Annotated in this window: 11 protein-coding genes; 5 read left to right on the top strand and 6 right to left on the bottom strand. The window is 39.3% G+C overall.

Annotated features, from left to right (window positions below; all coding sequences use genetic code 11):
- Positions 1-91: 91 nt before the first annotated feature.
- From BMX30_RS21235 to BMX30_RS21215, 5 genes are all read right to left on the bottom strand, one after another.
- Positions 92-2,680, bottom strand: a complete 2,589-nt coding sequence (locus tag BMX30_RS21235; RefSeq protein ID WP_090750113.1) for an ABC transporter permease — start codon at positions 2,678-2,680, stop codon at positions 92-94.
- Complete coding sequence (locus BMX30_RS21230; RefSeq protein WP_090750110.1) at positions 2,677-3,363, bottom strand: ABC transporter ATP-binding protein; 687 nt, start codon at positions 3,361-3,363, stop codon at positions 2,677-2,679. The genes BMX30_RS21235 and BMX30_RS21230 overlap by 4 nt, the downstream gene beginning before the upstream one ends.
- A 172-nt stretch (positions 3,364-3,535) precedes the next feature.
- Positions 3,536-4,540 carry a sensor histidine kinase gene (locus BMX30_RS21225; protein WP_090750108.1) on the bottom strand — a complete coding sequence of 335 codons (1,005 nt, stop codon included), beginning with the start codon at positions 4,538-4,540 and terminating at the stop codon, positions 3,536-3,538.
- A 1-nt stretch (position 4,541) separates the two neighbouring features.
- Positions 4,542-5,225 (bottom strand): response regulator transcription factor, encoded by a 684-nt coding sequence (locus BMX30_RS21220; RefSeq protein WP_090750160.1) that lies wholly within the window; start codon positions 5,223-5,225, stop codon positions 4,542-4,544.
- A 131-nt stretch (positions 5,226-5,356) separates the two neighbouring features.
- Positions 5,357-5,851, bottom strand: a complete 495-nt coding sequence (locus BMX30_RS21215; protein WP_244532687.1) for a CBO0543 family protein — start codon at positions 5,849-5,851, stop codon at positions 5,357-5,359.
- A gap of 285 nt (positions 5,852-6,136) precedes the next feature.
- Here BMX30_RS21215 and BMX30_RS21210 point away from each other — a divergent pair, with 285 nt between their 5' ends.
- Genes BMX30_RS21210 through BMX30_RS21190 form a run of 5 tightly spaced genes read left to right on the top strand, consistent with a single transcriptional unit; the run spans position 6,137 to position 10,331 of the window.
- A complete protein-coding gene (locus tag BMX30_RS21210) occupies positions 6,137-6,862 on the top strand; it encodes a hypothetical protein (RefSeq protein WP_090750106.1) in 726 nt (241 codons plus the stop codon).
- A 24-nt stretch (positions 6,863-6,886) separates the two neighbouring features.
- Positions 6,887-7,282, top strand: coding sequence for a GntR family transcriptional regulator (locus BMX30_RS21205; RefSeq protein ID WP_090750104.1), 396 nt, complete (start codon positions 6,887-6,889; stop codon positions 7,280-7,282).
- A 3-nt stretch (positions 7,283-7,285) separates the two neighbouring features.
- A complete protein-coding gene (locus tag BMX30_RS21200) occupies positions 7,286-8,152 on the top strand; it encodes an ATP-binding cassette domain-containing protein (RefSeq protein ID WP_090750103.1) in 867 nt (288 codons plus the stop codon).
- A gap of 6 nt (positions 8,153-8,158) precedes the next feature.
- Positions 8,159-9,091 carry an ABC transporter ATP-binding protein gene (locus BMX30_RS21195; protein ID WP_090750101.1) on the top strand — a complete coding sequence of 311 codons (933 nt, stop codon included), beginning with the start codon at positions 8,159-8,161 and terminating at the stop codon, positions 9,089-9,091.
- Complete coding sequence (locus tag BMX30_RS21190) at positions 9,084-10,331, top strand: ABC transporter permease (protein WP_090750099.1); 1,248 nt, start codon at positions 9,084-9,086, stop codon at positions 10,329-10,331. The genes BMX30_RS21195 and BMX30_RS21190 overlap by 8 nt, the downstream gene beginning before the upstream one ends.
- Positions 10,332-10,763: 432 nt before the next feature.
- Here the strand turns inward: BMX30_RS21190 and BMX30_RS21185 are convergent, their stop codons facing one another.
- Positions 10,764-11,861 (bottom strand): ABC transporter ATP-binding protein, encoded by a 1,098-nt coding sequence (locus tag BMX30_RS21185; protein WP_090750097.1) that lies wholly within the window; start codon positions 11,859-11,861, stop codon positions 10,764-10,766.
- Positions 11,862-12,120: the final 259 nt, after the last annotated feature.

The following is a 12,120-nucleotide window of genomic DNA, read 5'->3' as shown; positions in this document are numbered from 1 at the left end:
CTTTCCATCTTCAAAGGAGTACTGCTATTAAAAAAGGATAGACCCGCAGCGATAATCACTGTTGGCCTATCCTTTTTTCCTTATAAAACCCTTAAGTATTCTCCTGTTTCAAGCCATCAATGATGTTCTCGTTTTTAATTTTAGCAATCGAATACAACATTGCAGAACCTACAATGATAAAAATAACTGCAATGACAAATAAAATACTTACCCACGGAAGTGTAAATCCGTATTCAAAGGTATTGCGAAGAGAACGATGGATCGCTAACATGACGAGAAGGCTGATTGGTAAACCATAGGCCAATGCTTTTACCCCATAAAAAATACTTTCATAATTAATCATTTTGTTAAAGCCTTTTGGTGTCATTCCTACTGAACGCAACATCGCAAATTCCCGTTTTCTCAGTGAAATGCTTGTTGAAATGGTATTAAAGATATTGGCAATCGAAATCAGTGAAATTAACGTAATAAACCCATAGATGAACACAGACATGAGCAAAATTAACTGTTCATTCTGTTGACGTCGCTCGAAGACATTGTATACATGAACATTCGAGTCGCTGCCTTCCTCGATCGCTTCTTGCGTAGCCATTGGGTCATTCGTGTTCAAATAGACATAGGTATTGGTGTTCGCCCGGTCAGCAACCAAGTTCTTCATCGTTTCTTCAGAGACAATGATGTTTAAGCCTCCAAGCCCATTCGTATAGATTCCCATAGGAACATGGTCGGTTAGGGCACCTATTTTAACATTGCTCACAAATTCTCGCTCGCTCGTTTCATTTGTATCACTAAATATCCGATTATATAAGCGAATCTCATTTCCGACTTCAGACTCAATCGCTTTTGTTTCAACAAACTTTTTAGCTTCATAATCTTGATAAGAAATGGTTTCAATCACAATCGCTGTTGGAGTATCTTGCTTGTTAAAATCAGCTGCGTCCACTCCAACTAGTTTCGCATAGTCTTTAAAGCTTTCTTCGTCTAATCCCTGGAGGCTAATATAATATGGGTATTTTCCATCCTCCAAAACAGAGTCATCTTCGTTAATTATCTTTTTTAATTCATTTGAAACTTCTTCTTTATCAATGAGCGCTTCTAATTGAGCTTCTTTAATGACGGTTGATTGGGTTACATGTTCCATTTGTGTATACCGTTCAATTTGCTCTGTGTCTAGTTCGTCACTTGAAATTTGAATATCATAACTAATGTCATTTTGCGACATTTCTAGCGACTTTTTCAGATTGGCGGTAAAAAAGGACACAGATAAAAAGAGAACAATGCTAATCACTAGCGAAAATACAGTGGCTAAGTAGCGTTTTCTATTCCTTTTCACATTTTTAAGGCCGATTTCTGCCTCCAGCCCAAAGACTTTTCGAACGAATTTAGAGGTTTTTATCGCTTTCCCTGACAACTTGATGTCATGCGTTTGGCGAATGGCATCGATGGCGGAAATCTTTGATGCTTTTTGAGCTGGAACAAAGGTCGAAATAAAAATCGTCACAATCGAAATAGCACAGGCGATAAGAATTGAGGCAGGTGTGACAACCAGTTCTAGTTTTTCTGTAGTGCCAAGTGCTCCTGCGAGAAATCCATTGATAAATACAAAGGTTGTTGCAATCCCTGCAAGTCCTGCAATGATCCCGATTGGAATACTAATGGCTCCAATCACTGCTCCTTCAAAAAACACCGAGTTCCGTTTTTGTTTTCTCGTCGCCCCAACGCTCGAAAGCATCCCTAAGTGTTTGGCGCGTTCTGATACACTGATGGCAAAGGCATTATAAATCAACGCGATCGAACCTATGATGATCACGGCCATGATAATTGCAGATAAGGATAAGAGAGTCATGCGTAAATTATCATTGTCGGTCACTCCGTAGTAGCGGAGCAAATCCGAATTATAATTGACTTTTTCTATCCCTTGTTCGGATGCAATTTTTTCGGAATGGTCATAGAGCGAACTCCTGACTTTATCTAAAACAACAAAAGCATCCACTGTGTCAGTTTCGTTTAGCGTATCTTTTTCAATATAACCAATAACGGTGTACCCGGGGGACCAAGTAGGTTCCCAAGTGGGACGCTCGATCGTTCCAACGATGGTAACGGTTTTCGATTCTTCTATTTGCAGTTCCTCAGTAATCGCGCCACTTTCGTCTTTATTCAGTGAATCGTTTTGGGAAAGGGAGATTCCTTGAGCCTCATTCCACCGATCGCCAATGTCAAAGTTCAGTTGATCGCCAATTTTATAGTTCACGTTTGCATTTTTGGCAATCTCCTCAGAAATAGCGACTTCATTGTCACTAAGGGGAAGTCTTCCTTCCTTCACTTGTATCGGGAACTGGGTCATCCCGGTTTTGTCATAGTTTTTAAAATATACGTACGGTTTATTTTTATTAGACGAGCCTTCTAAGGCAGCGTACCCATCATTTGAGAGAGCAAGCTTCTCAGTTTCGGAGTCCTCTTCGATTGCTTCGAGTTGACTGGTATTCACATTTTTATATTGAACATGCCATTCACCATTTCTAGCAAGGTCTTGTCTAATCATTAAGTCCAAGAAGGATACACTAAGTGTCGCAACGGCGGAAATCATCGCCACCGAAATGATGACGCCAATAATCGTAACAAGTGATCGCCGTTTGTTTTCTTTTAGGTGGCGAAGAGTTAGTTTGTTGATAATATTCACGGACGGATCACCTCGTCCTTGGCAATCCGACCATCTTCAATCGAAATCACACGATCGGCTTGAAGGGCAATCCGTTCATCATGGGTAATGACAATCAGTGTTTGATTATAGGTCTTGTTAAACATTTTTAAAAGTTCCATAATTTCTTCGCTGTTTTTACTATCAAGATTTCCGGTTGGCTCATCGGCAAGCATGATGGCTGGATTGCTGATCAACGCTCGTCCAATCGATACCCGTTGTTGCTGACCACCTGATAACTGGTTGGGAAGGTGAGAAAGACGATTGCTCAACCCTAAGATGTCGACCACCTTATTAAATTGCGAAGGATCTACTTTTTGCTCATCCAATAGCATTGGTAGGGTAATATTTTCTTCAACCGTTAAAATCGGAATGAGGTTATAAAATTGATAGACCAATCCGATTTGCCTTCTTCTAAAAATGGCAAGCTGTGTTTCGTTCAGGTTATAAATATCGGTGTTATCGATGAGGACCTTCCCACTAGTCGGCCGGTCGACACCACCGAGTAAATGAAGGAGCGTTGATTTCCCCGAACCAGACGGACCGATAATACAAACAAATTCGCCTTTTTTAATCGAAAACGAAACATTATCAAGTGCCGTTACAGTCGTTTCTCCTTTGCCGTATACCTTCGACAAATTCTGAATCTCTAATATATTTTTCATGGTAAAACCTCCACGTTTTCTAAGTTGAGTTCAGTATATCTGCCTAGTATGACTTTAAAGTGACTCTTAAGTGACAGTTTTGTCACTTTGGAATCTTTAAGACCTTTGAAAGGGAGGGGGAACGAGGAAGTTTGATTTCCTTCCCAACAAAACAAAAGCAGGGAATGATTGCTCATATCACCTGCTTGTAAAACTTCAGTTGAAACAAAGAACCAATGCCAGGTTCACTGCTAACCTCGATATCTCCTTGCTGACTTGTGATAATACTGTACGCCATCGCAAGGCCAATGCCGACACTATCCTCACTGGCATTTTTCCCTTTGTAAAATCGTTTAAAGATATAAGGAAGGTCTTCTTTTGAAATTCCTTTTCCATTATCACGAATCGAAATTTCAGTAAATAGGGCATTCTCGGAGTAGGCAATATAAATGTTTCCACCGTCACCTGTGTGCTCGACACAATTTTTTAAAATGTTAATCAGCGCTTCTGCTGTCCAATTGAAGTCACCAATAAATGTGGCATTTGCATCGCCTTCCACGTGTAAACTTTGCATTTTTATTTCCATCGGAACGACCAAAGGCCCGACGACACGACGGACTAAATCAGGAACCAAAACGGTTTCCTTTTTAAAGGCAATCGTTCCGGCATCAATTTTAGAAAGCTTTAGTAAGGATGATACGAGCCATTCCATCCGTTCGAGCTGGACTTGAATGTTCCGGGTAAACTCTGCTCGTTTCGTTTCATCTAATCGGTTGTCTTGTAACAAATCGACCATTACCATCATGGAAGTGAGCGGTGTTTTCAATTGGTGGGAGATATCTGAGATCGCATTCGTTAGCTTCGCCTTGTCATGTTGTAGAAGCGAACCATGTTCAGCAAGCTTTCTTGTGACTTTATAAATATCACTCTTTAAAATGCTCAATTCTCCTTCATAGTTATCACGGACATCTAGCGTGTAGTCACCGCTGCTAATTTGGCGAAGATAGCCTGATAGCTTTTCGATTTCCCGGTAGCGCCATCTGGTAAAAAACAATGTGCAGCCAATCAACAAAATCGATACACCCAAAACAAACGCAGCTGTTTCCATTGAGGCAAAAAGGGAGGCTATGACAAATCCAAACAAACTGATGAAACTGAGAAAAAGGATTAAAAATAGAATTTCTCGATTACGAAGCAAGTTACTCACCGACCTTATAGCCTAAGCCTCGCACAGTCTTAATTAAGGTTGGCTGCTGTGGGTTGTCTTCTAACTTTTCACGTAATCTTTTTATGTATACGGTCAATGTGTTGTCATTGACAAAATCACCGGCGACATCCCAGATTCGGTCTAACAATTGTGCTCTTGTAAGAACTTGTCCGACATGATTGGCAAAAATGAGGAAAAGCCGATATTCTAAAGCAGTTAGCAGGACTTCCTCGCCGTTTTTATATACTTTGCCTTCTAACGTATTGATCCGGATATTTTCAATTTCAATCGAGCTGGTTGGTTGGGTGTGCCGATGGTAGCGGCGTAAAACCGTTTTAATCCTCGATAACAGTTCTCGAATCCGAAACGGTTTGGTAATATAATCATCCGCTCCCATTTCAAGGCCCATGACGACATTGACTTCATCATCGTAAGCGGTCAAGAAAATGACGGGTATGTCCTGCTGTTTCTTTACTAATTCACATAACTCATAGCCACTTCCATCAGGTAAAGACAAATCAAATAAACATAAATCAATTTCTTCAAGTTGATTGTTAATAACATCCTTGGCTGTAGCTACATTGTGACAGAGAACCGTTTCATAATCTTCTTGTTTTAACGAATATTCAAGCCCTGAAGCGATGGTCCGGTCATCCTCCACCAATAAAATTCTCATCTCGCTCATCCCTATCATGCGTTTTCTTCCATCTTATTTGAAAAGAACTGTTTTCGTCAAAATTGATGTGATTTCCTCGTTAAAAAGAAACGAATACAGAGAGAGTACGGATGGCATTGATTTAGGTCTCTTTAACTTAGTGAAACTTTGTCCTTGTTTATGACACGAACTAGGGCAATAATTCCTCTGCAAACGAGCATTTTTATCATTAGACTGATCATCGAGTGATACCACGACCAGCCATTTTTCCAGGAAATTAACTTCGTTTTCTTGGCAGCGATCGTTTCAATCAATATTTGAGGCACGAGGAAAGGAAAAAGTTTGAATAAGACTCCCGCTGGTTTGCTGTTCAACGTCCACTGATTATAATAAAGCAAAATAAGCGGGTATTGGATAAAATCAAAAGGCAAATGGATAGAAGTAATTCTCGAGAAAAGTTTACGTGGGTAACTTAGGTAGCCTTTTGAAACTAAATAATTATCTGCCGCGGCATTGCCAATGATACTGACAAGATAAACAATCAGCCAATCTTTAAAAGGGCGTTTGATAATCGCAAACGGTAATAAACATAATCCGATGATGGTTGTGATGATTAAAAAATACGATTGCCAACTTTTTTTAATCAATTTTTACACCTCCTGTTTTAATATTTGCCAATGACAGGGTTTTATGTAATTTTCACAAACCAAGATGCGGCTAACTCGCACTATAGGCAAAGGTGAAGTTTCGTCTTGTTATTTTTTAGTGAATGGAAGGGCTAGACTCACGTAGTCTGGTCTTTTTTGGTCTTGCTGTAATTTAGGAATGGGTGGAAGAAAAATAAAAAAGGGGTAGCCAGTATTTGGGGACTGTCGTATAGTGTATATATAGATATAAACACTATAACAGTTAACTAGTAAGGAGGATTTATAATGGATCATTGGAAACAAGCATTCTGGTTAGTGAAATTCGAATTAAAAAAATCCATAACGGCAATAGGGTTATTGCTGTTAATGGCTATTTCAGCCTCGTATTTTTTTAGCGAATTTTATGTGTTCTATCGGGATACGGGAATCATCTTCTATGAGCTAGCTTTTCTTATGGTATTCGGAATCGCAGCGATATGGGCTAAACCAAAGGAGTTTCAATATCAAAAGATTAATGATGAGACTTGGGGTCTTCCACTTTTTATGACACTTAGTCAATTGCCAATTAAACGCGAAGCATTGATAAATAGCCGATTTCTAATTTATTACTTTTACTCGATTCCTCTGCACTTACTGATATTAATTTCAGTTTATACTCTTACTCCTGCACTTAGAGAGAGTATGGATATCCCATCTTTTCTTGTTTTCTCATTAATTTGGTTGAGTTTTGGCGTTAGTGTTGGATCTATTTTTCCAGCCGTAGACGCAGGCGACTATATCACCTTGTTAAAGTCGACTATTCAGACGATTCCACTCTTTTTTGGAATTGTTGTGGCACTCGTCCTTATTCAAATGGGGACGGAGAATGGAATTGTTGCCTGGACGATGATTGCAGCAACAGAGTGGCCTTTTCAATCAATCGTAGGGTCCGTTCTTATAGTAAGATTAAGTACGGTTTTTTGGAAAAGGAAAATGAAACAAAAAATCCAGAAAGTGGATTACTTTTCATGAAGGTGAAAGGAAGGAGGCAAAGAAATGCATCTTCCCATACGGTTAACCAAAGAGTCAAGAGAACCGATTTATCATCAAATTGAAAATCAAATCAAGGCTCTGATTTCAAGCGGACAGCTCAAAACAGGTACTCCTTTACCATCAATCCGCGCACTATCAAAAGACTTAGAAATCAGTGTGATCACGATTAGACGTGCCTATCAGAACCTTGAATATCAAGGGTTCATTAAAACAACGCAAGGAAAAGGAACATTTGTAGCTGACATCGAGGATGCATTAAAGGAAAAGGTGAAAGTCGAAGCCGTTTATAAAGCGATTGAAGGAGCCATTGAAACAGCTCTTCGCCATGATTATACACCGACTGAGGTAGAGAAAATCTTTCAATCGATCATTGCCGCCTATAAAAAAAAGGAGGAGTAGAAAATGCAGCCTTTGATTGAATTCAAAAATGTAAGAAAATCAAATGATGATTTTGAACTAGGACCTATTAACCTATCATTTGAGCCGGGAACCATCACAGCATTAGTTGGGAAAAATGGTGCGGGAAAAAGTACGTTTTTCAAGCTTTTAATGAATTTAGTTTCTCCTACGGAAGGGGATATCTTTATAAAAGGGCAATCCATTCTAGGAGAAAACGAAGATTGGAAGAAAAAGATTTCCTATCAGCCCCAAAGTTTGAATGGGGTCAACTCGTTTACAGGGAAGGAATTGAAGAAATTAGTTTCTCATTATTATCCTACCTGGGATGATGATTTGTTTACTAAGCTTGTTCATCAGTTTGAACTTCCTTTATCAAAAGCTTTTGGCAAATTGTCACAAGGAGTCCAAAAGCAACTTAGCCTTGCGTTAACGATTCCAAGGGATACGGAGATTTTATTACTGGATGAACCAACGGCACATATGGATATCCCGACAAAACAAATTTTAATGGATTGCCTTGTTGACTGGATGGATAGAGGAGATAAAATGATTCTCATTGCCAGCCACCAAGTGGAGGACATCCGTAAACTAGCGGATTACCTAGTTCTGTTTCAAAAAGGAAAAATCGTCGGGAATTACGTAAAAGAAGAACTAGTAGCACAATACAAACGTTACTGGCTAGAATCTTCTCTGTCTGCTCAACCATTACCAGGGGAAATCGCCCGAAAAGGCGAACGCCTAATCATTAGTAACCATCCTCTAGAAACAGAGGCCCACCTGCGTAAAGAAAACCAGCGTTGGCTCGATGCTGAGTCTCTTGATTTAGAAGACATTATCTCAATCGTGTTGAACAATGAAAGGAAAGGGTGACTTAGAATGAGTGGGGAAATCGTGCTTAGTGTCAGTCAGTTAGGTAAATCATTCAAAGATAAAAAAATTATTTCTGATATATCTTTTGAAGTAAAGAAGGGTGAAATCATGGCGATTCTCGGCCCGAACGGTGCCGGGAAATCAACGACCATTCGAAACATTATGGGAATTATGTATCCAGATGAAGGATCTGTGACCTTTGCTCATTATAAGTCGGGAAGTATCCCTCGCCATAAAATTGGTTATTTGCCTGAGGAACGTGGTCTTTATAAAAATGTAAGTATTATGGATATCTTAATGTACTTTGCTGAACTTAAGGACTATCCTGTAGCAAAAGCCAAAAAACGTGCACTTGCTTATTTATCGAAGTTTGGTCTTGAGGGAAAAGAGAAAACCTCGATTGAAGAACTATCCAAAGGGATGGGCCAAAAAGTGCAATTTATCGCCTCTATTATCCATGAACCAGAGTTATTGATTTTAGATGAGCCATTCTCAGGATTGGATCCAGTTAGTCAAGAGGTGTTCAAACAAGAAATTAAGGAATTGGCCAACAATGGTACTGCGATTCTCTTATCTTCTCATCAAATGAATTTAGTAGAAGAGCTTTGTGATCGGTTATATATGATTCACCAAGGATCAAAAGTGGTGTCAGGAACATTATCCGAAGTGAAAAAAGAATACGCTAATTTTAAATGCACGATACATGGAGATAATGAACCTGCCCTCCTTGAAAAAATTCCTAATGTATTAAGGATTGAGCAAAAAGGAAAGCAAACCATCCTTTATTTATCTGCTGAAATGGATATACCAAAGTGGGTAAAACAATGGCCAGAGGGAATTCAGGTAGAGGAATTATCTATTGACCGTACAACACTTCATGAAATTTTCATTCAAATTGCAACAGGAACGGGAACAAAGGAGGGAGTACAAGATGCGTAATAGTTTTAAGGTAGCGAAATGGGAAATGAAGCGAAACATGAAAAATAAATCTTTCATTATTTCCTTGTTTTTAACCCCGATTTTATTTATTGTATTTGCCACGATTCCGACACTACTTGAAAAATTTAATAATGATGAACAGGATAGTGTAAATGTATATATTAAAGATGAATTAAATAGTTGGACTGAAATGGAGAAAGTGCTCGCTTCTTTAGAGGTAGATTGGAATGTTCAGATAACAACTGAACAAGAGGCAAAGCTACTAGAAGAATTAACCGAGCAGGAGAATGCCGCGTATATTCCTTTAACGGAAGCTGCGCTAGAAGAAGGGAGAATTCAAGTTTACTTAAGTGAGGACGTAGATGACACGTTTATCTATCAGCTGAGTGTATTAGAAGGGCCCCTAAGGCAGTTGCAATTTCAGAAGTTGGGGTTATCAGCAGAGGAAATTGAGGTTTTAACCAAAGGTGTAGTTTTTGAAGAAGCTTCGGTTTCAGAAGAAACAGATGAAGCTGGTATGGATCATCCTGTTGGCGAGGTTGGTATGGAAAATCAACTTGAACGGATTGTACCAGGCGCGACTGCTGGCATCGTTCTCTTTTCAATTGTTATAACGGGGATGATGATTTTCCAAAGTGCTTCGCAGGAAAAGAAAGAAAAGGTGGCTGAAATTGTTCTTTCTTCATTAACCCCTGAAGAATTAATGAACGGGAAAATTATCGGTTACTTTGGGCTGGGAATGGTTCAAGTATTTGTGTGGATGTTATTCGCTATTCCGATTATCACTTGGTTTTTTGAGTTTCCACTCTTTAGCTATTTATTTGTTCCTGAACTTCTGCTTCTATTATTTATTTCGTTTGCAGGCTATCTTCTTTTTGCCGCCATCTTTGTTGGTGTGGGTGCGACAGTAGAAGACATGACGGCTACAAGCAATTTCCAAGGAATGGTCATGATGCTTCCGTTTCTTCCTGCCATCCTTATTGGGCCAGTACTCTCAAACCCAAGCGGATTGATTGCTCAAATTGGTTCTTATTTTCCGCTTACTTCACCAGCCATCTTGCTCTTCCGTCTCTCGGTTTTGGAAGAATGGCCATGGCTTGAAATCATCATTTCTTTGGTGATCCTGGTCCTAAGTATATGGCTCTTCATGAAGCTCGCAGGGAAAATATTCAAAACCGGCATCCTTATGTACGGAAAAAATGCAACCCCACAAGAAATTTGGAAGTGGATCAGACAGTAATGAAGCAAGGGGACAGTTCTTTTGCTTCCTTCGATGCGGAAGCAAAAGAAGAACGAAATCGCTCCGCGATGGCTCTCAAAACAGTCTTGAAAATTAAAAATTAATAAAAAAAGAAAAATACTCTTTCTTATGGTATTGTCTAATCGCCTAACCAAACAATTCCAAGAAAGAATACTTTTGCGTTAAGCTGAATCACAATACAGAAAAAGGCACCGCGAGCAGTTAAAACCGCTTGTGGTGCCTTTTTTCGCGCAAAACTTCCGATTGCCCGCTATAAGAACCGTCCCTTTTATTCTAAACTTTTTTTGTTCATTCTTACACCTCTTTGTCTGTTCTAAGAGAGAAGAATTGACAGATTTTATTAGATATACAGAGTATGCGAATGAACAGCATACCCTGATAAGAAGAAGGACGGAAGCAAGAGAACCGTCCCTAGTAAATTCGATTTTCGGCTTCATGATCAAAGAAATGAGCTTTATTCATATCAAAGGCTAGCTGGAGGGTTTGACCATTTTTTATATCCGCTCTGGAATCGATGCGTGCAATTAAATTTTGATCATTGATCGTTGCATAAAGGATGGTTTCTGCGCCCATTAATTCGACGACATCGATTTTCACATCGAAAGTGGAACCAGATGAAGCCTCAATAAATAGGAGTTCATCATGGATATCTTCTGGACGGATTCCAAGGATGATTGGTTTATTTTGATAGCCTTTTTCTCGCAAAACTTTCAATTTTCCCTCTGGGACTTGGAAAGCAAAGTTATTCATGATGAACCGATCTTCTTTTAATTCTCCTCGGAAAAAATTCATGGCAGGTGAACCGATAAATCCTCCGACAAAGACATTATTTGGTTTGTCGTAAATTTCCTTTGGGGCTCCGATTTGTTGAATCACCCCATCTTTCATGACAACAATGCGAGTAGCCATGGTCATGGCTTCCGTTTGGTCATGGGTTACATAAATGGTAGTGGTATTTAAACGTTGGTGAAGTTTAATAATTTCAGAGCGCATTTGGACCCGTAGTTTAGCATCAAGATTCGATAAAGGCTCGTCCATCAAAAATACCTTTGCATCGCGGACAATCGCGCGTCCAAGTGCAACACGTTGCCGTTGCCCACCAGATAAAGCTTTAGGCTTCCTGTCCAAATATTGCTCGAGTCCAAGGATTTTTGCCGCTTCTTGAACCCTTCTATCAATTTCTGATTTATCCATTTTTCGAAGCTTAAGCGCAAAAGCCATATTATCATATACTTTCATATGTGGGTACAGAGCATAGTTTTGGAAAACCATCGCAATATCTCGATCTTTAGGTGCAACATCATTCACACGTTGGTCATCAATATAGAAATCACCTTTAGAAATATCTTCGAGGCCAGCAATCATCCGTAAGGTGGTTGACTTGCCACAGCCCGATGGGCCTACGAATACAATGAACTCCCGGTCCTTTATATCTAAATTAAAATCCGTTACAGCCGTTACATTCCCGTCATAAATTTTATAAATATGTTCTAACCGAAGTTCTGCCATTAGGTTAAAATTCCCTCCTACTAGGTTGTGATTTTAAATGCACTTTCTATTTTCCTAAGTAGTATTGGAAATGAATGACATGACTATACATTTCATTTAGCTCGTAAACAGCTGTTTAGTTGTCTGAAATAAGGAAAGCTGGGAAATATACAGCGATGTTTTCTTGAGTCGGAAAAGAATAATTTAGTCCTCAAGGAACACACTATGCTTTAGGTTTTAATTTAACCTAGACATCTAGATTTGGCACTAATTTATTTAT

This window comes from Mesobacillus persicus (assembly GCF_900109925.1).
In the GTDB taxonomy this organism is placed as follows: domain Bacteria; phylum Bacillota; class Bacilli; order Bacillales; family Cytobacillaceae; genus Mesobacillus_B; species Mesobacillus_B persicus.
This window is presented reverse-complemented; position numbering and strand designations above follow the sequence as displayed.

Coding starts and splice junctions, on each gene's coding strand:
- BMX30_RS21220 (WP_090750160.1), bottom strand. CDS start 5,225: ATGAGAATTTTATTGGTGGAGGATGACCGGACCATCGCTTCAGGGCTT.
- BMX30_RS21230 (WP_090750110.1), bottom strand. CDS start 3,363: ATGAAAAATATATTAGAGATTCAGAATTTGTCGAAGGTATACGGCAAA.
- BMX30_RS21210 (WP_090750106.1), top strand. CDS start 6,137: ATGGATCATTGGAAACAAGCATTCTGGTTAGTGAAATTCGAATTAAAA.
- BMX30_RS21205 (WP_090750104.1), top strand. CDS start 6,887: ATGCATCTTCCCATACGGTTAACCAAAGAGTCAAGAGAACCGATTTAT.
- BMX30_RS21185 (WP_090750097.1), bottom strand. CDS start 11,861: ATGGCAGAACTTCGGTTAGAACATATTTATAAAATTTATGACGGGAAT.
- BMX30_RS21190 (WP_090750099.1), top strand. CDS start 9,084: ATGCGTAATAGTTTTAAGGTAGCGAAATGGGAAATGAAGCGAAACATG.
- BMX30_RS21200 (WP_090750103.1), top strand. CDS start 7,286: ATGCAGCCTTTGATTGAATTCAAAAATGTAAGAAAATCAAATGATGAT.
- BMX30_RS21195 (WP_090750101.1), top strand. CDS start 8,159: ATGAGTGGGGAAATCGTGCTTAGTGTCAGTCAGTTAGGTAAATCATTC.